This is a genomic window from Rhizobium sp. CCGE 510 (genome assembly GCF_000292525.1).
Classification (GTDB): Bacteria; Pseudomonadota; Alphaproteobacteria; order Rhizobiales; family Rhizobiaceae; genus Rhizobium.
This window is the reverse complement of record NZ_AEYF01000002.1, coordinates 88,991-113,352: the sequence shown is the minus strand read 5'-3', so window position 1 is coordinate 113,352 and position 24,362 is coordinate 88,991. Positions and strand designations below refer to the sequence as shown.

General features: G+C 62.5%; 26 protein-coding genes and 1 pseudogene. 18 read left to right on the top strand and 9 right to left on the bottom strand.

Features of this window, described 5'->3' with window-relative positions:
* The first annotated feature begins 41 nt into the window (after positions 1-41).
* A complete protein-coding gene (locus tag RCCGE510_RS02215; protein WP_007626737.1) occupies positions 42-956 on the top strand; it encodes an SDR family oxidoreductase in 915 nt (304 codons plus the stop codon).
* Positions 957-1,062: 106 nt separating this feature from the next.
* Here RCCGE510_RS02215 and RCCGE510_RS02210 read toward each other — a convergent pair whose 3' ends face one another.
* Positions 1,063-2,130: a fatty acid desaturase gene (locus RCCGE510_RS02210; protein ID WP_192815269.1), complete on the bottom strand. Its 1,068-nt coding sequence runs from the start codon at positions 2,128-2,130 to the stop codon at positions 1,063-1,065.
* Positions 2,131-2,177: 47 nt separating this feature from the next.
* Between RCCGE510_RS02210 and RCCGE510_RS35080 the strand changes: the two genes are divergently transcribed.
* The gene (locus RCCGE510_RS35080; RefSeq protein ID WP_192815270.1) at positions 2,178-2,609 is read left to right on the top strand and encodes a hypothetical protein; all 432 of its coding nucleotides are present in this window, start codon (positions 2,178-2,180) and stop codon (positions 2,607-2,609) included.
* Between the two features lie 350 nt (positions 2,610-2,959).
* On the opposite strand, the gene RCCGE510_RS02200 is transcribed toward RCCGE510_RS35080, so the two are convergent.
* The 3 genes from RCCGE510_RS02200 to RCCGE510_RS02190 form a co-directional block, all read right to left on the bottom strand.
* On the bottom strand, positions 2,960-3,295 hold the full coding sequence (locus RCCGE510_RS02200) for a hypothetical protein (RefSeq protein ID WP_037077513.1): 336 nt from the start codon (positions 3,293-3,295) through the stop codon (positions 2,960-2,962).
* Positions 3,296-3,380: 85 nt separating this feature from the next.
* Complete coding sequence (locus tag RCCGE510_RS02195; RefSeq protein WP_007626727.1) at positions 3,381-3,674, bottom strand: hypothetical protein; 294 nt, start codon at positions 3,672-3,674, stop codon at positions 3,381-3,383.
* 175 nt (positions 3,675-3,849) lie between these two features.
* The gene (locus RCCGE510_RS02190) at positions 3,850-5,250 is read right to left on the bottom strand and encodes an MFS transporter (RefSeq protein WP_007626726.1); all 1,401 of its coding nucleotides are present in this window, start codon (positions 5,248-5,250) and stop codon (positions 3,850-3,852) included.
* A gap of 122 nt (positions 5,251-5,372) precedes the next feature.
* Between RCCGE510_RS02190 and RCCGE510_RS02185 the strand changes: the two genes are divergently transcribed.
* Entirely contained in the window at positions 5,373-6,335 is a 963-nt protein-coding gene (locus tag RCCGE510_RS02185; protein ID WP_007626725.1) for a LysR family transcriptional regulator, read from the top strand.
* A 210-nt stretch (positions 6,336-6,545) separates the two neighbouring features.
* On the opposite strand, the gene RCCGE510_RS02180 is transcribed toward RCCGE510_RS02185, so the two are convergent.
* The gene (locus RCCGE510_RS02180; RefSeq protein ID WP_007626723.1) at positions 6,546-6,926 is read right to left on the bottom strand and encodes a VOC family protein; all 381 of its coding nucleotides are present in this window, start codon (positions 6,924-6,926) and stop codon (positions 6,546-6,548) included.
* Between the two features lie 224 nt (positions 6,927-7,150).
* Complete coding sequence (locus RCCGE510_RS02175) at positions 7,151-8,056, bottom strand: S1C family serine protease (RefSeq protein WP_007626722.1); 906 nt, start codon at positions 8,054-8,056, stop codon at positions 7,151-7,153.
* A 290-nt stretch (positions 8,057-8,346) separates the two neighbouring features.
* On the opposite strand from RCCGE510_RS02175, the gene RCCGE510_RS02170 reads away from it, so the two are divergent.
* Complete coding sequence (locus RCCGE510_RS02170) at positions 8,347-9,750, top strand: PLP-dependent aminotransferase family protein (protein ID WP_007626721.1); 1,404 nt, start codon at positions 8,347-8,349, stop codon at positions 9,748-9,750.
* Positions 9,751-9,988: 238 nt separating this feature from the next.
* Positions 9,989-10,357 (top strand): DUF983 domain-containing protein, encoded by a 369-nt coding sequence (locus tag RCCGE510_RS02165; protein ID WP_007626716.1) that lies wholly within the window; start codon positions 9,989-9,991, stop codon positions 10,355-10,357.
* A 124-nt stretch (positions 10,358-10,481) separates the two neighbouring features.
* On the opposite strand, the gene RCCGE510_RS02160 is transcribed toward RCCGE510_RS02165, so the two are convergent.
* On the bottom strand, positions 10,482-11,381 hold the full coding sequence (locus RCCGE510_RS02160) for a LysR family transcriptional regulator (protein WP_007626715.1): 900 nt from the start codon (positions 11,379-11,381) through the stop codon (positions 10,482-10,484).
* A 145-nt stretch (positions 11,382-11,526) separates the two neighbouring features.
* Between RCCGE510_RS02160 and RCCGE510_RS02155 the strand changes: the two genes are divergently transcribed.
* From RCCGE510_RS02155 to RCCGE510_RS02140, 4 genes are all read left to right on the top strand, one after another.
* The gene (locus tag RCCGE510_RS02155) at positions 11,527-12,138 is read left to right on the top strand and encodes a glutathione S-transferase family protein (RefSeq protein ID WP_007626714.1); all 612 of its coding nucleotides are present in this window, start codon (positions 11,527-11,529) and stop codon (positions 12,136-12,138) included.
* 60 nt (positions 12,139-12,198) lie between these two features.
* Positions 12,199-13,152 (top strand): pyridoxamine 5'-phosphate oxidase family protein, encoded by a 954-nt coding sequence (locus RCCGE510_RS02150; protein ID WP_007626713.1) that lies wholly within the window; start codon positions 12,199-12,201, stop codon positions 13,150-13,152.
* A 106-nt stretch (positions 13,153-13,258) separates the two neighbouring features.
* Positions 13,259-13,720 carry a nuclear transport factor 2 family protein gene (locus RCCGE510_RS02145; protein ID WP_007626712.1) on the top strand — a complete coding sequence of 154 codons (462 nt, stop codon included), beginning with the start codon at positions 13,259-13,261 and terminating at the stop codon, positions 13,718-13,720.
* A gap of 26 nt (positions 13,721-13,746) precedes the next feature.
* Positions 13,747-14,307: a TetR/AcrR family transcriptional regulator gene (locus tag RCCGE510_RS02140; protein ID WP_007626711.1), complete on the top strand. Its 561-nt coding sequence runs from the start codon at positions 13,747-13,749 to the stop codon at positions 14,305-14,307.
* Between the two features lie 107 nt (positions 14,308-14,414).
* On the opposite strand, the gene RCCGE510_RS35940 is transcribed toward RCCGE510_RS02140, so the two are convergent.
* Complete coding sequence (locus RCCGE510_RS35940) at positions 14,415-14,546, bottom strand: hypothetical protein (protein ID WP_007626710.1); 132 nt, start codon at positions 14,544-14,546, stop codon at positions 14,415-14,417.
* A 157-nt stretch (positions 14,547-14,703) separates the two neighbouring features.
* On the opposite strand from RCCGE510_RS35940, the gene RCCGE510_RS02135 reads away from it, so the two are divergent.
* Together RCCGE510_RS02135 and RCCGE510_RS02130 are read left to right on the top strand one after the other, a co-directional pair.
* Positions 14,704-15,390, top strand: coding sequence for a hypothetical protein (locus RCCGE510_RS02135; RefSeq protein WP_007626709.1), 687 nt, complete (start codon positions 14,704-14,706; stop codon positions 15,388-15,390).
* Positions 15,391-15,410: 20 nt separating this feature from the next.
* Complete coding sequence (locus RCCGE510_RS02130) at positions 15,411-15,716, top strand: Dabb family protein (protein ID WP_007626707.1); 306 nt, start codon at positions 15,411-15,413, stop codon at positions 15,714-15,716.
* A 284-nt stretch (positions 15,717-16,000) separates the two neighbouring features.
* Here the strand turns inward: RCCGE510_RS02130 and RCCGE510_RS02125 are convergent, their stop codons facing one another.
* Entirely contained in the window at positions 16,001-17,224 is a 1,224-nt protein-coding gene (locus tag RCCGE510_RS02125; RefSeq protein WP_007626705.1) for an MFS transporter, read from the bottom strand.
* A 286-nt stretch (positions 17,225-17,510) separates the two neighbouring features.
* Here RCCGE510_RS02125 and RCCGE510_RS02115 point away from each other — a divergent pair, with 286 nt between their 5' ends.
* The 7 genes and pseudogenes from RCCGE510_RS02115 to RCCGE510_RS02085 all read left to right on the top strand — a co-directional run bounded on the left by RCCGE510_RS02115 (position 17,511) and on the right by RCCGE510_RS02085 (position 24,216).
* Positions 17,511-17,759 (top strand): hypothetical protein, encoded by a 249-nt coding sequence (locus tag RCCGE510_RS02115; protein ID WP_007626701.1) that lies wholly within the window; start codon positions 17,511-17,513, stop codon positions 17,757-17,759.
* A gap of 54 nt (positions 17,760-17,813) precedes the next feature.
* Entirely contained in the window at positions 17,814-18,485 is a 672-nt protein-coding gene (locus RCCGE510_RS02110) for a response regulator transcription factor (protein WP_003569356.1), read from the top strand.
* The gene (locus RCCGE510_RS02105) at positions 18,475-19,878 is read left to right on the top strand and encodes a HAMP domain-containing sensor histidine kinase (RefSeq protein ID WP_007626680.1); all 1,404 of its coding nucleotides are present in this window, start codon (positions 18,475-18,477) and stop codon (positions 19,876-19,878) included. Before RCCGE510_RS02110 ends, RCCGE510_RS02105 begins: the two co-directional genes overlap by 11 nt.
* 118 nt (positions 19,879-19,996) lie before the next feature.
* Positions 19,997-20,422 (top strand): hypothetical protein, encoded by a 426-nt coding sequence (locus RCCGE510_RS02100; RefSeq protein WP_007626679.1) that lies wholly within the window; start codon positions 19,997-19,999, stop codon positions 20,420-20,422.
* A gap of 51 nt (positions 20,423-20,473) precedes the next feature.
* Positions 20,474-21,716: pseudogene (gene ccmI / locus RCCGE510_RS02095) on the top strand (c-type cytochrome biogenesis protein CcmI).
* A complete protein-coding gene (gene ccmE / locus RCCGE510_RS02090) occupies positions 21,713-22,222 on the top strand; it encodes a cytochrome c maturation protein CcmE (protein WP_007626675.1) in 510 nt (169 codons plus the stop codon). Before ccmI ends, ccmE begins: the two are co-directional and overlap by 4 nt.
* Positions 22,219-24,216, top strand: a complete 1,998-nt coding sequence (locus RCCGE510_RS02085; RefSeq protein ID WP_007626673.1) for a heme lyase CcmF/NrfE family subunit — start codon at positions 22,219-22,221, stop codon at positions 24,214-24,216. Before ccmE ends, RCCGE510_RS02085 begins: the two co-directional genes overlap by 4 nt.
* The last annotated feature ends 146 nt before the right edge of the window (positions 24,217-24,362 follow it).

Here is a 24,362-nt window from a genome sequence, read left to right as displayed (position 1 = left end):
TACAATGGGCGTTTTTCAATTCTTGCGTAGAGGATGGAGAAGTGACAGCGAACTTGCGGGAGAAAGTGGCTTTGGTGGCAGGCGCAACGCGTGGCGCCGGCCGCGGCATCGCGGTAGAACTCGGTGCTGCCGGCGCCACCGTCTACGTGACGGGACGCACGACGCGCGCCCGGCAATCCGAATATGCCAGGCCGGAGACGATCGAGGAGACCGCCGAATTGGTAACGGCTGCAGGCGGCAGAGGCATTGCCGTGCAGGTCGACCATCTCGTCGAAGCCGAGGTCGAGGCGCTGGTCGCTCGCATACGGGCGGAGGCCGGCAGGCTCGATATCCTTATCAACGACATCTGGGGCGGTGAAAAATTGTTCGAATGGGACAAGGCGGTCTGGGAGCATTCGCTGGATAAGGGACTACGCATGCTGCGGCTCGGCATCGAGACGCATCTGATCACCGCCCATTACGCCCTGCCGCTGATGATCGAGCAGCCGGGCGGGCTGCTGGTGGAGATGACCGACGGCACGGCCGAATACAACGCCACCCATTACCGGCTGTCGCCCTTCTATGACCTCGTCAAAACGGGTGTCACCCGCATGGCCTGGGCGCATGCACAGGATTTGGCAAAACACGGCGCCACTGCGGTTTCGATCACCCCCGGCTGGCTGCGTTCCGAAATGATGCTGGATGCTTTTGGTGTTGGAGAGGAGAACTGGCGCGAGGCGACGAAGACGCAGCCGCATTTTGCCATTTCCGAAACCCCGCGCTTCGTCGGCCGCGCGGTGGCGGCTATCGCCGCCGATCCCGACCGCGCCCGCTGGAACGGCCAGTCGCTGTCGAGCGGTGGACTGGCCAAGGTCTACGGCTTCGATGACATCGACGGTTCGCGGCCGGATTGCTGGCGCTACATGGTGGAAGTGCAGGAGCCGGGCAGGCCGGCGGATGTGACCGGCTATCGCTAATGCATGTCATCAGGAAGTGTACAGCGGTTCCGGGATAACGACATGCCCAGAGCAAGAACCAAGCGCGTCGCATCAATCAGATGCGACGCGCTTTTATTGCCTCTGATTACTGCGCGGCTGCGAGCCGCGCCGCATCGCGAAACGACACCAGCCGTTTCGTCTGTTCGTCCCACAGCACCAGCTTGACGCAACGCAGGCTTTCCAGGAGGGTGATCCGGCCGAGGTCGGCAAGCTCAGGATGGTCTCGCAGCACTTCCGGCAGCCGGTAATAGGGCACCCGGCTCGACAGATGATGCACGTGGTGGATGCCGATATTGCCGGTGATCCAGCGCAGCACCGGCGGCAGGTCGTAATGCGAGGCGCCGTGGAGGGCCGCATGCTGGAACTGCCAGTCAGGCTTCTTCGACCAATGGGTTTCCTCGAATTGATGCTGGACGTAGAACAGCCAGACGCCGGCAGCACCGGCCAGAAGCACGGTCGGCAGATGCACCAGCAGGAAGGGGACGATCCCGACGGCCCAGATCAGCAGTGCGGCGACCAGTGCGATGGCAAGATTGGTCGCCATGGTCGAGACCCAGGGCAGGGCGCCGGAACGCATCATGCCGAAAGGCAGGCGCTGCTTGATGATGAACAGCCATGCCGGGCCGATTCCGAACATCACGATCGGGTGCCGGTAGAGCCGATAGCCAAGGCGGCCCCAGCGCGACAGCGCATGGTATTCGGCGATCGTCAGCGTTTCGATGTCGCCGACGCCGCGCTCGTCCAGGTTCCCGGCCGAGGCGTGGTGTTCCGCATGCGCCCGGCGCCAATAGTCGTAAGGCGTCAGCGTCAGGACGCCGATCGTTCGCCCAACCCAGTCGTCGACGCCGCGGCGTGCGAAAAACGAGCCATGGCCGCAATCATGCTGGATCATGAACAGCCGCAGCAGGAAAGCAGCGGCTGGAACCACCAGGATCAGGCCGGGCCAGAAGCTGTAATGAACCGAGGCCCATGCGGCAGCCCAGAACAGCGCGAAGGGGACGACGGTGACGGCAAGCTCGAAAGCGCTGCGTCCGGCTCTCGGCTGACGATATCCGGCAAGGATCTTTAACCAGCGCTTTTCAGCGAAAAGCTCGTTGTGACCCGCGGAGGGGTCCAAGGTTTCGGCGGGTTCGGCCAAAGGGGCCAATTGCATTTCCTCGCTGTCGTTGCGGCGCGCGGATTCGATCACAGAATAGCGCCATGAAAGGCCGCGATACTCGAAAGGCCGAGCGCGATAACCACAGCCGAGCGAATGAGAAAGAGCGGATAGTCGAAACGGTACATTGTATGAAGAGAGGTCATGGCTGCAGCACTTCCCGTTTTTCTGAAAACATGTCAATGGGTGATAATGTCACGCCGGAGCGTGGCGCGGCCGATAGGACGCGCCATCACCTTCAATTCACGCATGATTTTGCGCGCAAATCGATCCTGATTTTCGCTGTATATGCGTGGGGGCTCGATAGGAGCGTCTATTTCTTTGGAGCACTGCCGTGCGGGGCGGTCGTGGTCGCCGTCTTCATCTGGTTGGCGAATGTGCTTTCCGTCTTAGCCGCCTGCTTGTCCTTCTTCGGCTTCCGGACCTCACGATTGCTTCTTACCTGTCCCTTTGCCATGGATAAATCTCCCGTTTGATCGAAAACTGAAAGCCGTAGCCTGCGCGGTGTTCGCCCACTTGTCGGTCGCGACCAGAGATCGCGGGATCGTCATGAGGGCGACCCGACAACGCCGGGCCGCAGGAATTGAATGAAATGATGCCTGCTGAAACCGCATCGAAGTCTGGAGGCAGATGACCTCAGAGGTCACCAAAAGCCAAACCCGACGTTGAGACGGGACGTCACCATGCTTTCGCGATCAGGAAAATGGCGGGCCGAAATCCGGTCACCGCAAATGCCGCATCGGCCAAATCAGCGAGCCATATTGTTACACTGAAATTACGGTGCCATTAAGGCCGTTGCCGCAAGAAAGCCATATTTCCACAGGGCTTAATCATTAATGGGAAACAGGCGGATCAGCTTGGTTCTTTCCATTTCTGCTCGGCCTGATGCCGACATGATGCCGCGGGCTAGGCAAAGGTCTATATCCCGCCCGATATCGACCGGTACTTGCATGCCGCCGGCCTTGAGCAGGCGGTCGGTCATCGAAAAAAGCAGGTCCAACCGTGCCTGGCAACCGTCCACTTCGAGGAGCGCCACTCGGCGCTCCCTGTCGATCTCTGCAAGTTCCTCGGCATGCTGCCCTTGCTGGTAAGCCCTGAACTGTACCCATGCAAAATAACCGGCCGCTGCGACGCAGATACAGAGCAACAGGGTTTTTCGCACAATAATCCCTCGGAGCCGGGCGGCTCGGTATGCGCAAGTTCAAAGTGATTGAGAGACCTTGGCTAGTCTGAGAAGACCCGGCGCTCTAGCCCGCGGCGCGTCTTTCGCGGGGCAATCCCTGTATCGCATATCGGTTGCAGACGGGCGTTACCGGTTTCGGCGGTGCCTTCGGCTTGCCGAAATGGTATTCGAGCGCCCGTGAGAGCAGGGCCGGCGAGGTGACGCCCTCCTGGAACAGCCTGATCAGCAGCACGGCGGCGACGTTGAAGACCCTTTGGTCCTCGATCAGGATTCTGGCGTCGTAGCCGGCGTCGTCGAGCACGCCCTGAAGCATGTCGAGATCGGACGAGGTCAGATGCTTTTCGGAAGTGGAAGACATAGGTCCTCCTTTCGTCGGGGCGAGGGTATGAAAACCCTCAGTCGGCAGCGCCCGTACAATGGCTGCCGAAGGCGAGACCATGCGCCTTTCGCCGAGGCAAGGCAATGGGGTTCTGCTGCTAATATTCGCTTTGTCTTATGAAGAGCCCGCACCGATCAGGGTGCGGGCGCAACGGTCATTCCGCCGCTTGATAGGCCGGCGGCCGGGCGGCCGATGTCCGCGGACCGGCGGCTGCAAGCAGGGTGATCGCCACCGCAAGCAGCGCCACGAAGGCGATGCCGGCGACATAAGGGTCCCAGCCGAAATGCGGTGCGGCGCCGAACACCGCCGAGGCGGCTGCAAGCACGATGCCGCCGCCGATCTGGAAAGAGGCGAAGAGCAGCCCGGAGGCAAGCCCCGCCTTGTCATCCTCCACGTCGGAGAGGGCCGCAACCTGTACTGAGGGGTAGGTCAGGGCGTAACCGAGGCCGAGCGGGATCTGCGAGAACACGACGAGCAGGATCGGGTCGACATGCCCGAGTGCGGTTACCCAGAAGATGTAGCTGAAGGCCTGCAGGCCGACACCCGCTGCCATCAGCCGGGTAGCGCCGCGATTTTGCGCGAGCGTCGCAAAACGTGGCGCCAGGAACATCACGAAGACGCCGCCAAGCGCAAAACAGAAGCCGGTGGTGAAGGCCGACCAACCGATGACGTTCTGATAATAGAGCGTCGCCAAGAACTGGAAGCCGACATAGGCGCCCTGGAAGAGTGCGGCAATCGCATTGGCATGCCGGAGCCTGGCCCGGCGGAACATGCCGAGCGGCACCATCGGATCGGCATGACGCGCCTCGACCACGAGGAAGAGCAGGATCAGCGCCACCGACGCGACGAGCGAACCCCAGCTCGCAAAAGCCTGCCAGCCGGCGGCCGCGGCATTGGTGATGCCGAAGACGAAGAGCAGCAGCCCAGGCGTGATTGTCAGCGCGCCGGCCCAGTCGAAGGCCGGCCGCGGTCCCGTCCTTTTCGGGTCGGCGGGCAGCACCAGCGGCGCAAGAAAGAGCGTCAGGATGGCAACGGGCGCGCCCATGACCAGTGTCGCCCGCCAGCTGAAGATCGTCGCCGCACCACCGAGCACCATGCCGAGCACGAAGCCGGCGGCACCGGTCGAAGAGAAGACGCCGAGCGCCTTTGCCCGTGCCTTTCCCTCGCCGAAGACGGAGAGCAACAGCGCGAGCGCCGCAGGCGCGGTGAAGGCGGCGGCAATGCCTTTGACCAATCGGGCGGCGATCAGTGTCGGGCCGCTGTCGACGAAGCCGCCGGCGATGCTGGCGGCGGCAAAGATCGCCAGCGACCAGAGGAAGACGCGGCGATGGCCGAAGACATCGGCGACCCGGCCGCCGAGCAGTAGGAAGCCACCATAGCCGAGCACATAGGCGCTGACGGCCCATTGCAACGAGGTCGCCTCCATGCCGAGTTCAGCCTGGATGGCGGGGAGCGCGACGCCGATGGTGGACACGTCCATGGCGTCGAGGAAATTGGCGGCGCAGAGCAGCAGCAATGCCAGCCCCGCTCCACTTTTCGATTGGGAAAGAGTCATCGAAATCGTTCCTTTTTGCTGCCGCCTCATCGGGGGAGGTTGCCGGGCGGCAGGGAACGAGAAAATGTACAGCTTCTATTCCTATTGCAAATTGATAGTAGCCATGCCAGGTATTACTCACGATGATGAATGATGTCACCCTTCGTAAGATTGACCTTAATCTGCTGCTGGCCTTTTCGGTGCTGATGCAGGAGCGCAATGTCAGCCGCGCCGCCGAACGGCTGCTGCTCGGCCAACCGGGCCTCTCGGCCGCTTTGCGGCGCCTGCGCGAGGCACTGGATGACGAATTGTTTGTGCGTGTCGGCCGCGGCCTGCAACCGACGCCGCGCGCCCTTTCCATTGCCCCGGCGATCGAGGATGCGCTGTCGGGCATCGAACGCGCCATCCGTCCGCAGGCCGAGTTTGATCCGGCGAACTGGCAGGGCGAGTTCCGCATCGGCATGTGTGACAATCTCGAATCGGCGTTTTTCGGCCCGCTTGCCGCCCGCCTGCTGCAGCTTTCACCCGGCGCCCGGCTGGTCGGCATCGCTTCCGAAAAGCGCGATGCGGCGCGCCGATTGGACGAGGGCGTCTTCGACTTCAGCGTTTCTGTGCACGACGAGCCGGCCTCCTGGCACATCCGCGCGCCGCTGTTCGACCAGTCATCGATCTGCATTTACGATGATGCCCAGCTCCGGCTGAAGGCGCCGCTGAGCCTTGAGGATTTCGCCAATGTTGCGCATCTCACTGTCTCGTTCGAGGGCAATGCCTCGACCAGCATCGACATCGCGTTGAACCGCGCCGGCCATGTCAGGCGTGTGGTGGCGACCGTCCCGCGTTTTTCCGCCTTGCCGACGGCGTTGCGGGCGATGCCCGCCATCGCGATCGTGCCGGAATCGATCGGTCGCTGCATGGCGCAGCTGCATGGGTTGACCATCTCAGCGCCGCCGCTTTCGCTGCCGGCCGATCCGGTGACCATGCTCTATCGCCGGGTCGACCAGGCCGACGGCCGGGCGCGCTGGTTCCGCCGCCTGTTCCTCGACGTCGCCGGCGAGGCGCTCGAAGCCTCCGGCTGCTGCGTGTCGATCTCGAGAGAGGCGGCCTAAGCAATTCCAGGAAAAGTGTGAAGCGGTTTTCCGTCCGGAATTGCGTAGAAATAATGCCCAATTCCAGAAAAAGTGTGAAGCCGTTTTCCGTCCGGAATTGCTTAGAAATAATGCCCAATTCCAGGAAAAGTGTGAAGCGGTTTTCCTTTCGGAATTGCGTAGAAATAATGCGCAATTCCAGGAAAAGTGTGAATCGGTTGCGTAAGCCTGTTACAACTCGCCTTTTTGGAAATAGGCTTCGAGGCGATAGCCATCCGGGTCGATGATGAACGCGGCGTAATAAAAGCGTCCATAATCCGGCCGGATACCCGGTTCGCCGTTGTCGGTGCCCCCGGATGCAACGGCGGCCGCGTAAAAGGCATCCACCGCGGCCTCATCAGGCGCGACGAAGCAGAAATGCAGCCCGGATCGCATATCGGCAACAATCGGTTGCTCGACCTGCATCACCCAGAGCCCGACCTGTTCCGGGCCATAGCCGATCATCTTATCGGAATTGGATAGGCGCTCATAGCCGAGCGGCGCCAGTGCCGCATCATAGAAACGGCGGGCTCTGTCGAGGTCTTTTACGCCAATGGAAACATGATCGAACATGGACCGCAAAACTCCTTCTCCGCTCATTCCGGGATGAATCGTCCACAGGATGACTGATCCCCGAGGTCGCTTATCTGACGACGAGGGCCAACATCTTTCAACCCTCGTCCGAAGTCAACGAAGGCCTGCTCTCTGATCATTCATGGCCTGCGATGCCGTCGAGCGCCGGGAGCGGTTGACGATTTGGCGGCATCAACATCGGCGGTTGACGGTGCAGGTCGGCCTTACTGCAGCTGCGGCTTTTTGAGAAAGTTGTTACGGTCGGCGGATTTGATCCGCAGCCAGGCTTCCCGGCCGTTCCTGAGGATACGGATCGGAATCTCAGCGCCGGCCGGGCCGCTGCTCCAAACCTTGCGATAGAAGTCGGCCAGGCCATCGACCTCCTCGTCGCGGATCTCCGAGATGATGTCGCCCTGTCGCAGGCCGGCCTTTGCGGCCGGACCGCCTTCAGCAACGCTCATCACCACGACGCCGCCATTGCTCTCGGCGGAGAATGCGCCGAGCCAGGGCCGCGGCGGCCTGTTGACCCGGCCGCGGTTCAACAGATCGTCGAGGATCGGCGGCAAAAGGTCGATCGGCACGACCATGTTGATATCGGCGACATCGTCGCCCTGGCTCATCTGCAGGCGAAGCGAACCGATGCCGAGAAGCTTGCCATCCGAGCCGATCAGCGCCGCCCCGCCCCATGAGGGATGGGCCGGCGTCGTGAAAATCGCTTCGTCCAGCAGATATTCCCAATAGCCGGCAAATTCCTGCCGGGCGACGATGTTTGCCTCGACGAATTCTCCGATGCCATCGGCAAGCACGACGGGATCGCCGGGCTTGGCGCTTGCCGCGTCGCCGAGATCCACGGCCGGCGCATCAAGGGGCCCAAGCGCCTGCACCAGGCCGAATCCGCTTTCCTGATCATAGGCGAGCGCATGCGCGGGAACGACGCGCCCGTCATGGGTGGTCAGCCAGACCTCTTCGGCCTCGGTGATGAGATAGCCGATGGTCAGCACCAGCCCATTATCGCGAATAACCACGCCGCTGCCCTCCCGGACAGTGCCCAGCGTCTCCGCTGTGAAGGCATCTTCCGGAATGGAAGAACGAACGGCCACGACTGACCGCAAAATCGGATCAATATTCATGCTTTCATCCCGATGAGGCACCGGCGCGAAAGGATGAAAGCCGGTGCATTTCATCCTGAATAAGTAAGAAGATGGATGTGTGGAGGCAAGGCTGCGACGGAGGGAATTTCGAAAGCGCCGAAACCATGGGGAGATGCATTCAATGCGCGATCAACTACGTTGCAACAAGCCACTTCGTGCAATAGCCCTGTGTCACCGAAGTTGTGGACATGATGTTTTTGGTGACAGCGTCACCGTGCAACAATATACGGTCAATTCTATCAGGAATCAGGCTAACACGGATTTACGACATGAAAGACTGGCATCCCGATCTCAGCCGCAGCAGCAGCCCTCGTTATATGGCGATCGCCGATGTGATCGAAATGGATCTCCGCAGCGGCCATCTGGTGGCCGGCGACCGGCTGCCGCCGCAGCGCCAACTCGCCAAGCGGCTGAATGTCGATTTCACCACGGTAGCGAGAGGGTATGTCGAGGCGCAAAAGCGCGGGCTGGTGGATTCGCATGTCGGCCGCGGCACCTTCGTCACCAGTGGCATGAATAAGGAGCGCCAGGGTTTCGCGCCCGGCGCCGCGCCTGATCCGCGCCGCGCCTCCGTCGTCGATTTCTCGATGAACATGCCGCCGGAACCGGTCGATCCGGAACTGGTCGCCCGCATGCGTGAGGGCATGTCGGCGGTGGCCGCAAACCTCATTCCGCTTCTGCGCTATCAGGGTTTCGGCGGTTCCGGCATGGACAAGGAGGCCGCCGCCGCCTGGCTCAGCCGTCGCGGGCTGGTGCCCTCGCAGGAGCGGATTTTCGTCACGCCGGGCGCCCATCCGGCTCTGCTGGCGATCTTCGGCCTGCTGGCAAAACCGGGCGAGACCGTGCTTTCGGAAATCATCACCTATCCCGGCATGCGTTCGATCGCCGCCCAGCTGCGGCTCAATCTGGCCGGCCTGCCGATGGACGGGGACGGTATCCTGCCGGACGCCTTTGCTGAGGCCTGCGAGAGATTGAAACCGAAGGCGCTCTACCTCAATCCGACGCTGCAAAACCCGACGACGCTGACCATCCCGGCCAAACGCCGCGAGGAAATCGCAGCTGTTGCCCGCAAATACCGCGTACCGGTCGTCGAAGACGATGCCTACGGCTTCATTCCGCAGCAGGGGCCGGCGCCGCTCGCGGCGATAGCCCCCGATCTCACTTGGCATATCGGCGGATTGGCGAAGAGCATCGGCGCGGGTCTGCGCCTTGCCTATGTGGTGGCGCCGGATAGCAAGGCCGTATGGCCCTTCGTCAGCGCCATGCGCGCCAACAATGTCATGGCCTCACCGCTGACCCTGGCGCTTGCCACCCACTGGATCGAGGACGGCACTGCCGATGCGATCCTGCGCTTCATCCGCACCGAGGCCGCCGCCCGTCAGCAGATGGTCGCGGCCATCCTGCCGGCCGGCGGCTACCGCGCCGATCCGATCAGTTTCAACATCTGGCTGCCGCTCTGCAACGGCTGGACCCGCTCCACCTTCGGCAGCCACACCCGCTCCTCCGGCATCGGCGTCGTCGCAAGCGATGTCTTCACGGTCGAGGGAACGGCACCCGAGGCCGTCCGTGTCTGCCTTGGCGGCCCGATCACCCGGGAGAAGCTGCAGGGCGCGCTGGAATTCATGGCCCATGCGCTGGAAGGTCCGCCGGAAATGGCGGCTTCGTTCTTCTGACGTTCAAGCCTTGTGGCTGACCGTCAAGCGAAACCGAACGCCGGGAGCAGTCGGGGTAATCGGCCGCGCCAAGATCCACCCAAAATTGAAGCGTAGCCGTCAGTTGCTGCCAACCGGCGCAAACTGTGCGGCATTCTGACAGGTTGACTGGCAATGGTGAAACAATGTACCCATATTGCATGCATACATTATTGGGCATTGATTGGTTCGATGTCACACGCAAAAAGGCGAGATCATCATGGAGACCGAATATCCTCCGCTTCCTCCCCTGCAGACCGGCATCAGGGGACGCTGCCCGCGTTGCGGCCAGGGCCATATGTTCAAGGGCTTCCTGACCCTGCAGCCGGAATGCGAGGTTTGCGGCCTCGATTATTCCTTCGCCGATCCGGCTGACGGTCCGGCTTTTTTCGTCATCTGCTTTGCCTGCATACCGAGCGTGCTGCTCGGTGTCTGGCTGGAGGTCGCTTTCACGGCGCCCATCTGGGTGCAGCTTCTGGTCACCGGCCCCTTCATGCTCGCCACCTGCATCCCGCCGCTTCGGCCGCTGAAGGGCTGGCTGGTCGCCAGCCAGTATTTCTACAAGGCGGAAGAGGGCAAGCTCGCCTGAAGCATGTCGCGCAAAAGTGTGCAGCGGTTTTCCCAGGCAAAGCGCGAAGCGCTTTTGCCGCAACGACATGCGTAAAACAAAGGGCTAAAGCGCTAGGAGCGAATCTGAAAGATCGCGACGCGCTTTAGGATCTGTTCAGCGTCGCGCGCAGGCGCGGTGTGGCGAAATCGATGAGCGCCCGCAATTTCAGCGGCACCAATCCCTGCTGGGGATAGACGAGATGCACCGGTGCCGGCGGCGGTTCGAAATCGACAAGCAGCGGCGTGAGTAGACCCGCCATCTCAGCGCCTGCGGCCTGGTAGGAAAGTACCCGGGTGACGCCGAGACCGGCGACCGCCGCATCGACCGCAGCCTCGGCGGTGTTGACGGCAAGCCGTGAGCGGATCGGCACGATGAGATCGCGTTTCCCTTCGGTGAATGTCCAACTCAGCGTCGAGGCCATGGCCTCGAAGGTGACGCAGTCATGTGCGGTGAGATCGCCTGGCTGCTGAGGTGCGACGTGCCGCGTCAGATAATCCGGGCTGGCATAGACCGTCCGGCGGATTGCGCCGAGCCTGGTGGCGATCAGGTTGCTGTCCGGCAGGTTGCCGATCCGCAGCGCCACATCGATATGATCCTCGACGAGGTTGGACAGCCGGTCACCAAGCATCAGCCGCAGATTGATATCGGGGTAGGCCTTCAGGAAATCCACCACCACAGGCAACACATGCAGCCGCCCGAAGACGATCGGCGCAGTCATCGTCAACTCGCCCTTCGGCGCGCTGTATTCACCGGCCGCTGCCCGTTCGGCCTCTTCCACCCGATCGAGAATTTCCCGCGCCGCCTCCACATAGGAGCGGCCGGCCTCCGTCAGCGCGACCTTCCGGTTGGTTCTCTGGAGCAACCGGGCGTTCAAATGTGCTTCCAGTTCGGAAATCTTGCGGCTGACAGTTGCCAGCGGCGACCGCAGATGCCGGGAGGCGGCCGACAGGCTGCCCTGTTCGACCACGGCAAGAAGCACGGTCATGGCGTCGAGGCGGTCCATCCTATCCTTCCATGAGTTGGGAATATGCCTTCCATATTAGCGCTCTACTACACCTAAATGGAAGGCAATAAATTGTGCCGCAGATGGTTCGAAGCGGCCATCGGCAATCGCGGCCCGTCGATTGCAAAGATAAGAGGAAACCATCATGAAACTCTACCACCATCCGCTATCCGGCCATTCGCACCGGGTTCACCTGTTCCTGTCGCTGCTTGGCGTGCCCTATGAACTGGTCGAACTCGACCTGGCGGCGGGTGCCCACAAAACGCCGGAGTTTCTGAAGCTCAATCCGTTTGGGCAGGTGCCGGTACTTGATGACGATGGCACGGTGATTGCCGATTCCTCTGCCATCCTGGTCTATCTCGCGCGCAAATATGGCCGTACCGACTGGCTGCCGGAAGAGGCATTGACCGCTGCGCGAATACAGAAATGGCTTTCGGTCGCATCAGGCGAAATCGCCTACGGGGTGTGCGCTGCTCGCCTGGTGACCGTCTTCGGCGCCGATTTCCGCACTGAGGAGGTGATCACCCGGGCGCACCGTATTCTCGCGCTGATCGAGGCAGAACTCGCCGGCCGCAATTTCCTGCTCGGCGACGATCCGGTGATCGCCGACGTCGCGCTCTACAGCTACATCGCCAATGCGCCGGAGGGCAATGTCGATCTCTCTGCCTATCCAGGCGTCCGCGCCTGGCTGGCGCGCATCGAGGCGTTGCCGGGTTTCGTCGGCTTTCGCAAGACGAAGATCGGCCTCGCCGCATGACACGTCGCCGGGACGGATCACCGTCCCGGTTTCCCAAATGGTGCCCGCAAGGAGGCCGTAATGCTGGAGCAGACAAGACAGGACGGCACATCACCCTGGCATCAGGGTGAACTCGCCATGCAGCGCAGCGTCGGGGTCGTCGAACGCATGGACGGACCCGGGCGCAATTTCCTCCGCAAGGCGATGCCGGAGCAGCACCGCGCTTTCTTTCCAATGCTGCCTTTCGTCGTGCTCGGTGCCGTCGATGCCAAAGGCGATGTCTGGGCGACGGTGCGGGCTGAGCGGCCGGGCTTCATGTCCTCGCCGGATCCGGAGGTCCTGGATGTCGACCTGCGGCGCGACCTGGCCGATCCCGCCGATGCCGGCATGGAGGACGACAATGCGATCGCGATGCTCGGCATCCAACTCGAGACCCGCCGGCGTAACCGGCTGAACGGGGTGATCCGCAGAACGGATGCCGAAGCTTTCCGCGTGCGCGTCGGCCAGAGCTTCGGCAATTGCCCGCAATATATCCACCCCCGCTGCTCGGTCTTTGTCCGCGATCCCGATAGGCCGACAGCGGTGGTGCCGCTGCATTCCGGTCAACTCGACGATCGCATGCGGCAGATGATCGAGGGTGCCGATACCTTCTTCGTCGCCTCCTATGTCGATCGCGACAATGGCGAGCGGCAGGTGGACGTCTCCCATCGCGGCGGCGATGCCGGTTTCGTGCGTCTCAGTGCCGACGGCGTGCTCACCATTCCCGATTTTTCCGGCAATCGGTTCTTCAACACCCTCGGCAATTTCCTCGTCAACCCGAAGGCCGGCCTGGTCTTCATCGATTTTGAAACCGGCGACCTGCTGCAGATGACCGGCAAGGTCGAGGTGCTGCTGGATTCGCCCGAAATCACCAGCTTTCAAAGGGCGGAACGGCTGTGGCGTTTCACGCCGGAAGCGATCGTGCTTCGCCCGGATGCTCTGCCGTTGCGATGGAGCAAGGAGAGCGCCGATCTGCTGCGCCGTTCCCGCGGGTGAGGGAGATTCTGGCTGCATCTCGGCCTTAGCGTTAAAACGTTGCCTTGGGACCTTGCGACAACTGTACCAATCAGTACAATGATAACCGACCAGTACAGGAGCGCCCATGTCCAGCCTCGTCCCACCCTTCACTCTTGAGACCGCCACCCGAAAAGTCCGACTTGCCGAGGACGGCTGGAACGGCCGCGATCCAGAGCGCGTCTCACTCGTCTATACGCCGGATAGCCGCTGGCGAAACCGCGCCGAATTCGTCAACGGCCGAGCCGAGATCGTCGCCTTCCTCAGCCGCAAATGGGCCAAGGAATTGGACTACCGGCTGATCAAGGAAATCTGGGCCTTCACAGATGATCGCATCGCCGTGCGCTTCGCCTATGAATGGCACGACGACAGCGGCAACTGGTTCCGCTCCTTTGGCAATGAGAACTGGGAATTCGATGCCGCCGGTCTGATGCAGCGCCGCTTCGCCTGCATCAACGACCTGCCGATCCGGGAATCGGAACGCCGGTACCATTGGCCGCTCGGCCGGCGGCCGGACGATCATCCCGGTCTCAGCGAACTCGGCCTCTGACGCAAGCCAAGCAGGGAGCTCAGCCGGTGAAGACCGTCTACGAACGCGCCGACATCGTGCCGTTGCTGGCGGAAATCTTCCGCGAGCTCGGCTATGCGGCAACGTCGCTCAGCCGCATCACCGAACGGACCGGCATCGGTAAGGGCAGCCTTTATCACTTCTTTCCCGGCGGAAAGGAGGAGATGGCGGCTGCCGTGCTCGCCGATGTCGATGCCTGGTTCGAACATGCGATCTATCAGCCGTTAAGAAGGGACGACGCTCGTCAGGCGGTCGCGGCGATGTGGACGAATGTGAACGATTATTTCCGCTCCGGCCGGCGCATCTGTCTCGTCGGCGCCTTCGCGCTCGACGAGACCCGGGAACGATTTTCGTCAGCAATCGGCGGCTATTTTATTCGCTGGATCGACGCCCTGCGTTCGGCGTTGATGCGGGCAGGCTGTGCAGAGGAGGAGGCGCAGGTGCTGGCCGAGGAGGGCGTTGCCGGCATTCAAGGCGCACTGGTTCTGTCGCGGGCGCTGGACGACACAACGGTCTTCACCCGATCGCTGGAAACGCTAGCGAAACGGCTCGATGCCGTGAGGCGATGAGGGGCGGTCAAGCGGCTGGGATGTTTATTGCAGCTATGAAGAATTCACCCGGCCACGATTGATTGGCCGGGGCCTTGATCGGGCGCTGGACGGCACTCGATCTTATATCAGCGTTGTTGTTGAGGCTGCTGGACCGGGCGCGGATTTTCCCGTTCAGGGCGAATCTGGCGCCATTCGTTTTCCATCTGGTCGACGACGTGCTGGGGAATGGTGGTTTGCTGCGTTGCGGGCGTCTGCATCGGAAGTCTCCTCGCTTTTGTGGTAAGGCTTCAGGGCAAGAAAATGCATCGCACAAGATAAAAGGCGTGTAAATCAGTGGCTTAAACACTTTAACCGATTAAATAGATTTTAATCGATTAAGACGGTTTTAACCACGATATTTCTGGGAAGCGCGGAATGGTTGTCCACATGGACCGAGGTTTCTTTTTCGATACGGTGCGGGATCAACTCTTCAAAGGAGAGATGACGCATCCTCAGGTAGTGGGCATCACGGCGATTATCGACGCCTGGGAAGAGCGGTTTCCCCATGCCGATCGGCGGTGGCTCGCCTACATCCTCGCAACCGCTTACCACGAGACCGCCTATACGATGCAGCCGGTGCGAGAGACGCTGGCGCAAAGCGATACACGCGCGGTCGAGATCCTGGAGACGGCCTTTGCTGCAGGCAAGCTTTCCTGGGTGAAAACTCCTTACTGGCGGCCCGACGAGGATGGCCGCAGCTGGCTCGGACGCGGCTTGGTGCAGCTCACCCACAGGCGGAACTATGAGGCGATGAGCACGCTGACGGGCATCGACCTCGTTGCCGATCCCGACCGGGCGATGGAGATGGAGGCGGCGGTGACCATCCTGATCGAAGGCATGCTGCAGGGCAGCTTTACCGGCCACAAGCTTGCCGATCACCTGAACTTGACGACGGAGGATTGGGTGAACGCGCGCCGCATCGTCAACGGCACCGACCGGGCGGAAAAGCTCGCGGCTTACGCCATCGCCTTCGCTGCGGCGATACGTCCGGATGCCCCGCATGGCATGTTCGCACGGTTGAAGGCCTGGGGCGCGCGTGTTATCGCGCGGTTGACCCTCTGAAACTTGACAGGAGCTTCCGCGTGATCCGCCATATCGTCTTCTTCACCGTGCAGGAGGAACATCTGCAGGAGGTGAGGGCCGGGCTTTCGATTCTGACCGGCATTCCGCATGCGCGGTTGCTGGAAATCGGCACCAATGTGAAGACCGATCAACTGGGCACTGAGATCGATCTCGTGGTCTACGGCGAATTCGACGACGAGGCGGCCCTTGCCGCCTACAAGGCCCATCCCGATTATCAGCTCTCGATCGAGCGCGTGCGTCCGCTGCGGGAAAAACGCATCGCCGCCGATTACGATAGCCGCACGGCGGTAACGCGGCCACTTTGAATCTCGCCAGTGTGCGGCTGCCATGCCACATTCCATTGGTATTTCAATTGGATGAAATGATTTTCCGGAGCGGCATCGCGCCCCAGCTCACTCAACTCGTGAGCCGTCGGACTCAACCTTCGAAAAAGCGCTGGCAAGTGATTCAAAAGATTCGCCAAAAATGGCTGTGCACTGATGGTCGATGGTCGCAGCAGTCGCGGTGCATGGACCGAATGCCGCTCTCGCGATGACGGTGATGATACTCAAGACAGATTAAGAATGGCTGACTTGCCGGGCCCGGGCTCTCACGAGACGACCCGGCTCGTCAGCGATGCGTGGGCGCCGCGCACCACCGCCATCAATATCAGCACGAAACTCAGCGACAAGGCTGCGAGAACGGCGCAGACGACGAGTGCCGGGCCGGTGCCGGCGCGGTCGAGGATTGCGGTGAAGATGACGGGGGCGATGGCGTTGGCGAGGTTTTGCGGCAGCGACAGCCGGGCCGATTGCAGGCCGTATTCGGCCGGCGAAAACACCGCCAGCGGCAGAAGCGCGCGGGCGACGGTCATGACGCCGGTGCCGAAGCCGTAGAGCAGGACGAAGGTGACGAGCAGCGGTGTCGACGGGCCGCCGACCAGCATAATCAGGAAACTGATCATCATCAGGCTAATGCCCACGGCCGCGCTGAGCATGGGGTTGCCGCGCCGGCCGAGCAGCATGTCGAGGAAACGCGCCGAGATGCCGAGGATGCCGCGGGCCGAGCCGAGCTGCAGGGCGAAGGCCGGCGAGGCGCCGGACTGGCGGAAGATTTCGAGCAGCGATGGCGACACGCCGAAGGTGATGAAGGTCGAGATCGTCGTCGCCGCGGCTATCAGCAGGAACGCTTTGCGCCGCGCCGCTTTCGACAACGGCACCGGCGCAATTTCGGCCCCGCCGCCGTCGGCATGCGTCACGATCGGTTTCGGCAGGGCGAAAAGATGCAGCGGCAGGCAGACGAAGAATTGCAGCGCCGCGCAGACGAGAAAGGTGAGGCGCCAGCCGAGCGTCTCGTTCAGCAGGCTGAGGATCGGCCAGAAGATGGCGCTCGAAAGACCGGTGAACAGCATGAGAATGGCGATGACGCGTTTGCCGTTCGCCCCTTCGCGCTCGACGACGGCCGTATAGGCCGGTGCTGAAAGGCCACAGGCGCCGCCGACGCCGATGACGACCCAGGCGCTAGCATAGAGCACGATGCCGTTTGCGGCGGAAAGCAGAAGCAGGCCGAGCGCAAAGGTCAGCGAGGCGGCCGATAGCACTCGGGCTGCGCCGTAACGGGAGAGCCAGCGGCCGGTCGCGGGACCAACGATGGCGCTGACCATCATCATGATCGTCAGGCCGGCAAACGCGACCTCGTTCGCCAAGCCGAGAGCAGGCGCCACGACGCGGCCCATGACCCCGAGCATGTCGAACGTCGTGCCCCAGCCGATCAGCTGGGTGATGGCAAGCACGGTGACCGTCTGCGCCGAGCGGAAGCGGAAGGAATTTGGCATTGGTGCTGAAATGGCCTGAACGCGGAAACAGCGAGGGCATACCAGTTTCGACCGGCCGGCAAAAGCTGCGATTGCAATCCCGGCACGCGGAAGGTCGAAGGCATTTTTCCGATGCGGAGAAGGCCGCCGAAGCCTGCCGCGGCAGCGGTTTTCAGCGGCCGATACCGGCTGCCGCCAGCAGTCGAGAATGGTTCTAAATGCCCTGTGTTACAGCGCATTCATTTGCCATTCAGGTCGCGTGAGTACATATTCGGGCCACGTTGGCATTACCTTGAAAGCATAGCACATGGCCTTTCCTCTGAGCGTCGCAGCATTGGCCGCCGGACTGGTGGTATCGGCGCCCTCATCGGACGGCGTCGGCACTCTCGTCCATAGCGTAGCAGGCGATTGCAGCGCCGCCGCAGCCCAGGTCGTTGAGCAAACGGGCGGCCAGCTGCTGTCCGTGCAACCGGTGGGTGACACCTGCATCATCACCGTCCTGGTGTCGGGAAACGGCCAGCGTCCACGCAAAGTGACGGTAAAGGTTCCGATGTAGGCGGAATCGGTCTATTCAGGACATGATCGATTTGAAGCGGGCGAAGGCGAACCGATGCGCATTCTGGTAGTCGAAGACGACGTTAATCTGAACCGGCAGCTGGCCGACACGCTGAAGGAGGCGGGCTATGTCGTCGACCAGGCGTTCGACGGCGAGGAAGGCCATTTCCTCGGCGATACCGAACCTTATGACGCCATCATTCTCGATATCGGCCTGCCGGAGCTGGACGGGGTCACCGTCCTTGAAAAATGGCGCGGCGCCGGCCGCGGCGTGCCGGTGCTGATTCTGACGGCGCGCGACCGCTGGAGCGACAAGGTCGCCGGCATCGACGCAGGGGCCGACGACTACGTCACCAAACCCTTCCATGTCGAGGAAGTGCTGGCGCGCATTCGGGCGCTGATCCGGCGTGCGGCCGGGCATTCGTCATCCGAGATCATCTGCGGGCCGGTGCGGCTCGATACGAAATCCTCGAAGGCGACGGTCAATGGCACGACGCTGAAGCTGACCTCGCACGAATACCGCCTGCTCGCCTATCTCATGCATCATATGGGCGAGGTCGTCTCCCGCACCGAGCTGGTCGAGCACATGTACGACCAGGATTTTGACCGCGATTCCAATACGATCGAGGTCTTTGTCGGCCGTTTGCGCAAGAAGATGGGCGTCGATCTGATCGAAACGGTGCGCGGTCTCGGATACCGCATCCAAGCGCCGAAACATGCGAATTAAGTCGCTCACCGCACGTGTTTTGCTGTTGACCACGGTCTGGTCGACGGTGGCGCTGGTGGTGATCGGCCTGTTGATCTCCACCCTCTACCGCAAGAGTGCCGAACGCGGTTTCCAGGATCTGCTGCGGGCGCAGCTCTATAACGTCATCAATTCGGTGACGATCGGCGATCAGGGGGCACTCAGCGGCAGCCCGCAGCTCGGCGACCTGCGTTTCGCCCAGCCGAAGACCGGTTGGTATTGGGTGGTGGAGCCGCTCGGCACCTATACGACGGCGCCGCTTGTGTCGCCCTCGCTCGGCTCGGCGCTCATTCCGGTTCCCTCCGTCGTCGAGGCGCCCTTCGACAAGAATTACGAACGCTACTACCAGGTGACGGATGCCTCCGGGAACCGCGTGCAGGTGGCCGAAACCGAAGTGGTGCTCGATACCGACGGGCGCGCGGCGCGCGTCCGCGTCACCGGCAATGTCGATGTCGTCGAAGACGACGTGCGCACCTTTTCCCATAGCCTTTATCTGGCGCTGGCCGGCTTCGGCGTTGGCAGCCTGATCGTCAATGCCCTGGCGATTCTCTATGGCCTGAAGCCGCTCGACAAGGCACGTGCCGCCTTGGAGCGCATCCGCGCCGGCGAGAGCGAGCAGCTCAAAGGCGACTTCCCGCGTGAGATTTTGCCGCTCGCCAACGAGGTCAACGCGCTGATCGACAGCAACCGCCGCATCGTCGAGCGGGCCCGCATGCAGGTCGGCAATCTCGCCCATTCGCTGAAGACGCCGATTGCCGTTCTTCTCAACGAGGCGCGCGTGCTCGAAAAATCCCACGGCGAACTGGTGCGCAGCCAGGCCGAATCGATGCAGGGGCAGGTGCAGTCCTATCTCAACCGCGCGCGCATCGCCGCGCAGCGCGAATCCGTGCTTGCCCGCACCGACGCCGAGCCGGCGCTCGAGCGGCTGGTGCGCGTCATGCGCCGGCTGAACGTCGATACCGAATTCGATCTCGTCGTCTCGCCGCCGCATCTGGCCGTCGCCATGGAGCAGCAGGATCTCGAGGAGACAGTCGGCAATCTCTTGGAGAATGCGGCGCGTTTTGCCAAAAGCAAGGTACGGCTTTCGGCCGTCGAGGCCGGCGACGACGTCAAGGGAGCGGAGGCGAGTGTGCGCCGCCACTGGGTGGAGCTCGCCGTCGAGGATGACGGGCCGGGCCTGGAGCCCGATCAGATCCGCGAGGCGCTGAAGCGTGGCCGCAGGCTCGACGAAAGCAAGCCCGGAACCGGGCTCGGCCTTTCGATCGTCACCGAGATTTCCAGTGAGTACCAAGGACGGCTCGAGCTTTCCCGCGGCGAATGGGGCGGGCTCAAGGCGAAGCTTATCCTGCCCGGCATCACAAAGGATGTTGCATGAGCAACTGCTTGATGTCACAAAGATACTGGCAAATGTATAGCATGCTTTGCCTTAATGCTGACACGGGGACGCTGCACTTCGATCGGCTGAAATTGACCCCTGATCGTGGTTCGACGCAATGATTTTACGCTCGCAAGGCATGATCGCTTCCGCTCTTCTCGTCGCCGTCGCGCTCTCCGGCTGCACGACGACGAAGGGTGCCGCTTCACGCGGCATTTTTTCGAGCAAGCCCTCGGCCTCGGCCGCCTTCCTCACCGCGCTGCAGGGCGGTCTTGCCGGCCGCAGCGGCGTGACGCTGAACGATAGCGACAAACAGCGGGCGCTCGAGGCAGAATATCGGGCGCTGGAAGGTGCAGCCGTCGGCCAGCCGGTGCTGTGGACCGGCAAGGACGTCGCCGGCAAGGTGGTCGCGGCAGCACCCTATCAGGTCGGTTCGCAGAACTGCCGGCAATATACCCATACGCTGACCGCCGACGGCAAGGACACCGTGGTGCGAGGCGCTGCCTGCCGCAACAACGACGGAAGCTGGTCGCCGCTCGGCTGAATCTGGTGAGTTGCGGCTCAAATCTTTGTCATTCCGGCTTTGGCAGTTGGAATGGCGGCGCGCATCAAGTATTTGGGCCGGTATGCTGTTCTGGATTCTCGTTGCCGTTCTGACGGCAGCCGTCGCCATCATCCTGCTTTACCCCCTTCTGCGCGGAGCGAAGGCGGCGGAGAATATCCGCGCGGGCGAGGCGGCAGTCTACCGCGACCAACTGCGCGAACTCGACCGCGATCTCAATAGCGGGCTGATCACGCCTGAAGAAGCTGATTACGCCAGGGCCGAAATCGGCCGGCGGCTGATCGCCGTCTCTGCCGATGAGGAAGAAACCCCGAAACCCGCACGGCATCACCGTTTCAGCGAGGCCTTCGTGCTGCTGGTCCTGCCGGTTCTAGGCCTCGGTCTTTATTTGACGACGGGCAGGCCGGACCTGCCCTCGCAGCCGCTGGAAGCGCGGCTGGAAAATCCCGGCAACGATATGGCTGTGCTGATCACCAAGGCGGAACGCCACCTGGCCGAGGAGCCCGATGACGGCAAGGGCTGGGACGTGCTGGCGCCGATCTATGTCAGCACCATGCGGGTGAACGATGCGCAAGTGGCCTATCGCAATGCCATCCGGCTTCTCGGCCCGAGTCCGGCCCGGCTCGACGGCCTGGCAGAGACGCTGATGGCAATCTCCGACGGCGTCGTGACGGAGGAAACGCGCCAAGTGCTGGAACAATCGCTGACACTGGAACCTGACAATCCCCGCGCCCGCTTTTATATCGCGCTCAGCATGGAGCAGGCGGGACGGCCCGATGAGGCGCGCCAGGCCTTCGAGGCGCTGGCAAAACAATCGCCGGCCGATGCGCCCTGGCTGCCGCTGGTCAACCAGCATATCGCCATGAATGGCGGCGCGCCGGCCGGTGCGGCTGCCCCGGGCGCCAATCCGGCTGCCCCGGGCGCCGATACGGCTGCCCCGGGCGCCGATCCGGCTGCCCCGGGCGCCGATACGGCTGCCCCCGGCAATCCCACGCAGCAGGATGTGGCGGCGGCGGACAACATGAGCGCCGGCGACCGGCAACAAATGATCCGCGGCATGGTCGAGAGCCTCGATACCAAGCTGAGCGCCGATCCGAACAATTTCGAGGGATGGATGCGGCTCGTCCGCTCTTACGCCGTATTGAACGATAAGGATCGCGCCGCCGCTGCGCTGAAGCGCGGCCTTGCGGCCTTTCCGCCGGCCGGCGAACAGGGCAGGCAATTGCTGGCGCTGGCCAAGGAACTCGGCATCGCCACGGAGGGAATGACGCAATGACGCGTAAGCAGAAGCGCCTGGCGGTGATATCGGGCGGCATGGTTTTCATTGCCGCCGCCGTGCTGCTGGTGATGTTCGCCTTCAGCCAGTCGGTCGCTTATTTCTATATGCCGGCCGATCTGGCGAAGACGCCGGTGGCGCCGGAAACCCGCATCCGGCTTGGCGGGCTGGTCGGCGAAGGCAGCGTCGTACGCGACACCGGCTCGACCGTGGAATTTGCCGTCACCGACGGCAGCACCAACGCCGTCAAGGTCAAATATACCGGCATTCTTCCCGATCTCTTCCGCGAAGGCCAGGGCGTCGTCACCGAAGGCATGTTTGCATCAGGGACCAACGTCTTCGTCGCCGACACCGTGCTTGCCAAGCATGACGAGACCTATATGCCGAAGGACGTGGCCGACAGGCTGAAGCAGCAGGGGCTGTGGAAAGAAGGCCAAGGCCCAACGAAGGAAGGCCAAGGTGCAACGAAGGAAGGTCAGGCCCAGGAAGTGAAGGCGACGCAATGATCATCGAGATCGGCCATTACGCGCTGGTGCTGGCGCTGGCCACGGCGCTCATCCTTTCCATCGTGCCGGTGATGGGAGCTCGTCGCCGCGACCGGGCGATGATGGATGTGGCGACGGTCGGTTCGCTGGCGATGTTTGCGCTTGTCGCCTTCTCCTTCGGCGTGCTCACCTATGCACATGTCGTTTCGGATTTCTCGGTCGAGAACGTCTGGGAGAATTCGCATTCGCTGGTGCCGCTGATCTACAAATATTCCGGTGTTTGGGGCAATCACGAGGGATCGATGATGCTCTGGTTGTTGATCCTGACGCTGTTCAGCGCCCTGGTCGCCGTCTTCGGCCGTAACCTGCCGGAGACGCTGAAGGCCAATGTGCTGGCCGTGCAGGCCTGGATTTCGGTGGCTTTCACGCTGTTCATTCTTCTGACCTCCAATCCCTTCCTGCGGCTCGATCCGGCGCCGGCCGAGGGCCGCGATCTCAATCCGGTCCTTCAGGATATCGGTCTGGCGATCCACCCGCCGCTGCTTTATCTCGGTTATGTCGGCTTTTCGGTCTGCTTCTCTTTTGCTGTCGCGGCCCTCCTCGAAGGCCGCATCGACGCCGCCTGGGCGCGCTGGGTGCGGCCGTGGACGCTGGCCGCCTGGACCTTCCTGACGCTCGGCATCGCCATGGGCTCCTACTGGGCCTATTACGAACTCGGCTGGGGGGGCTGGTGGTTCTGGGACCCGGTGGAAAACGCCTCCTTCATGCCGTGGCTCGCCGGCACCGCATTGCTGCATTCCGCTCTCGTCATGGAAAAGCGCGAGGCGCTGAAGATCTGGACGGTGCTGCTGGCCATCCTCACCTTCTCGCTGTCGCTGATGGGCACTTTCCTGGTGCGTTCCGGCGTGCTGACCTCGGTGCATGCCTTTGCCAGCGATCCCTCCCGCGGCGTCTTCATCCTCTGCATCCTGCTGATTTTTATCGGCGGCGCGCTGTCGCTGTTTGCCTTCCGCGCCCCGAAGCTGTCGGCCGGTGGGCTGTTCGCGCCGATTTCGCGCGAGGGCGCGCTTGTCGTCAACAATCTGATCCTGACGGTTGCATGCGGCACGGTTCTCACCGGCACGCTCTATCCGCTGCTGCTGGAAACGCTGACCGGCGACAAGATCTCGGTCGGGCCGCCCTTCTTCAACCTGACCTTCGGCCTGCTGATGGCGCCGCTGATCGTTGTCGTGCCCTTTGGACCGCTGCTTGCCTGGAAGCGCGGTGATTTGCTTGGCGTTTTGCAGCGGCTCTATGTCGTTGCCGGTCTTGCCTTCACCGCTGCGGTGGTCTTCTTCTATCTCCAACATGGCGGCCCGGTCCTATCCGTGTTCGGACTGGCAGCCGGGCTGTTCCTGGTTCTGGGTGCAGCGGCAGATCTCTGGTATCGCGCCGGCATCGGCAAGGTGGCGGGCAATGTCGCCTGGCGCCGTCTGACCGGCCTGCCACGTTCGGCCTTCGGCACCGCCCTTGCCCATGCCGGGCTCGGCGTCACCGTGCTCGGCATCGTCGCGGTGACGACGTTTCAGACCGAGCACGTCATCCAGATGAAGCCCGGCGAGACCACCGATGCCGGTGGCTACAGCCTGCACTTCGACGGCATGCAGCCGGCGACCGGGCCGAACTACACCGAGGAGCGCGGCCACTTCACTATCCGCCGCGCCGGTGTCGCGGTTGCCGATACCTGGTCGGCCAAACGCCTCTACACCGCCCGCCAGATGCCGACGACGGAGGCCGGCATTCTGACCTTCGGGCTCAGCCAACTCTACGTCTCATTGGGTGACGCCACCAAGGACGGCGGCATCGTCGTGCGCATCTGGTGGAAGCCGTTCATCCTCTGCATCTGGGGCGGAGCCGTGCTCATGGCCTTCGGCGGCCTTGTCTCGCTCAGCGACCGGCGCCTGCGCGTCGGCGCCCCACGCAGGAAGGCGAAGCCCGCAAAGCCGGCAGCGCCGGCAATGGAGCCGGCGGAATGACGGGCTCGCATCTTTTTTCCCCTTCTCCCCATCGGGGAGAAGATGCCCGAAGGGCAGATGAGGGGGCTGAGCGGCAGAGCCGCGAGGGGCTTGAGCGCAAGCGAAAGGTCGGTTGTGCTGCGAGGGGCCGCCCCCTCATCCGCCCT

Excerpts from the sequence above, each read along its gene's own strand:
- RCCGE510_RS35940 (WP_007626710.1), bottom strand. The coding sequence starts at position 14,546 with ATGCAGACGCCCGCAACGCAGCAAACCACCATTCCCCAGCACGTCGTC.
- RCCGE510_RS02180 (WP_007626723.1), bottom strand. The coding sequence starts at position 6,926 with ATGTTCGATCATGTTTCCATTGGCGTAAAAGACCTCGACAGAGCCCGC.
- RCCGE510_RS02175 (WP_007626722.1), bottom strand. The coding sequence starts at position 8,056 with ATGAATATTGATCCGATTTTGCGGTCAGTCGTGGCCGTTCGTTCTTCC.
- RCCGE510_RS02085 (WP_007626673.1), top strand. The coding sequence starts at position 22,219 with ATGATCATCGAGATCGGCCATTACGCGCTGGTGCTGGCGCTGGCCACG.
- RCCGE510_RS02100 (WP_007626679.1), top strand. The coding sequence starts at position 19,997 with ATGATTTTACGCTCGCAAGGCATGATCGCTTCCGCTCTTCTCGTCGCC.
- RCCGE510_RS02185 (WP_007626725.1), top strand. The coding sequence starts at position 5,373 with ATGATGAATGATGTCACCCTTCGTAAGATTGACCTTAATCTGCTGCTG.
- RCCGE510_RS02155 (WP_007626714.1), top strand. The coding sequence starts at position 11,527 with ATGAAACTCTACCACCATCCGCTATCCGGCCATTCGCACCGGGTTCAC.
- RCCGE510_RS02150 (WP_007626713.1), top strand. The coding sequence starts at position 12,199 with ATGCTGGAGCAGACAAGACAGGACGGCACATCACCCTGGCATCAGGGT.
- RCCGE510_RS35080 (WP_192815270.1), top strand. The coding sequence starts at position 2,178 with ATGAAAGGCCGCGATACTCGAAAGGCCGAGCGCGATAACCACAGCCGA.
- RCCGE510_RS02115 (WP_007626701.1), top strand. The coding sequence starts at position 17,511 with ATGGCCTTTCCTCTGAGCGTCGCAGCATTGGCCGCCGGACTGGTGGTA.
- RCCGE510_RS02105 (WP_007626680.1), top strand. The coding sequence starts at position 18,475 with ATGCGAATTAAGTCGCTCACCGCACGTGTTTTGCTGTTGACCACGGTC.
- RCCGE510_RS02210 (WP_192815269.1), bottom strand. The coding sequence starts at position 2,130 with ATGCAATTGGCCCCTTTGGCCGAACCCGCCGAAACCTTGGACCCCTCC.
- RCCGE510_RS02190 (WP_007626726.1), bottom strand. The coding sequence starts at position 5,250 with ATGACTCTTTCCCAATCGAAAAGTGGAGCGGGGCTGGCATTGCTGCTG.
- RCCGE510_RS02145 (WP_007626712.1), top strand. The coding sequence starts at position 13,259 with ATGTCCAGCCTCGTCCCACCCTTCACTCTTGAGACCGCCACCCGAAAA.
- RCCGE510_RS02160 (WP_007626715.1), bottom strand. The coding sequence starts at position 11,381 with ATGGACCGCCTCGACGCCATGACCGTGCTTCTTGCCGTGGTCGAACAG.
- RCCGE510_RS02165 (WP_007626716.1), top strand. The coding sequence starts at position 9,989 with ATGGAGACCGAATATCCTCCGCTTCCTCCCCTGCAGACCGGCATCAGG.
- ccmE (WP_007626675.1), top strand. The coding sequence starts at position 21,713 with ATGACGCGTAAGCAGAAGCGCCTGGCGGTGATATCGGGCGGCATGGTT.
- RCCGE510_RS02125 (WP_007626705.1), bottom strand. The coding sequence starts at position 17,224 with ATGCCAAATTCCTTCCGCTTCCGCTCGGCGCAGACGGTCACCGTGCTT.
- RCCGE510_RS02110 (WP_003569356.1), top strand. The coding sequence starts at position 17,814 with ATGCGCATTCTGGTAGTCGAAGACGACGTTAATCTGAACCGGCAGCTG.
- RCCGE510_RS02195 (WP_007626727.1), bottom strand. The coding sequence starts at position 3,674 with ATGTCTTCCACTTCCGAAAAGCATCTGACCTCGTCCGATCTCGACATG.
- RCCGE510_RS02170 (WP_007626721.1), top strand. The coding sequence starts at position 8,347 with ATGAAAGACTGGCATCCCGATCTCAGCCGCAGCAGCAGCCCTCGTTAT.
- RCCGE510_RS02135 (WP_007626709.1), top strand. The coding sequence starts at position 14,704 with ATGGTTGTCCACATGGACCGAGGTTTCTTTTTCGATACGGTGCGGGAT.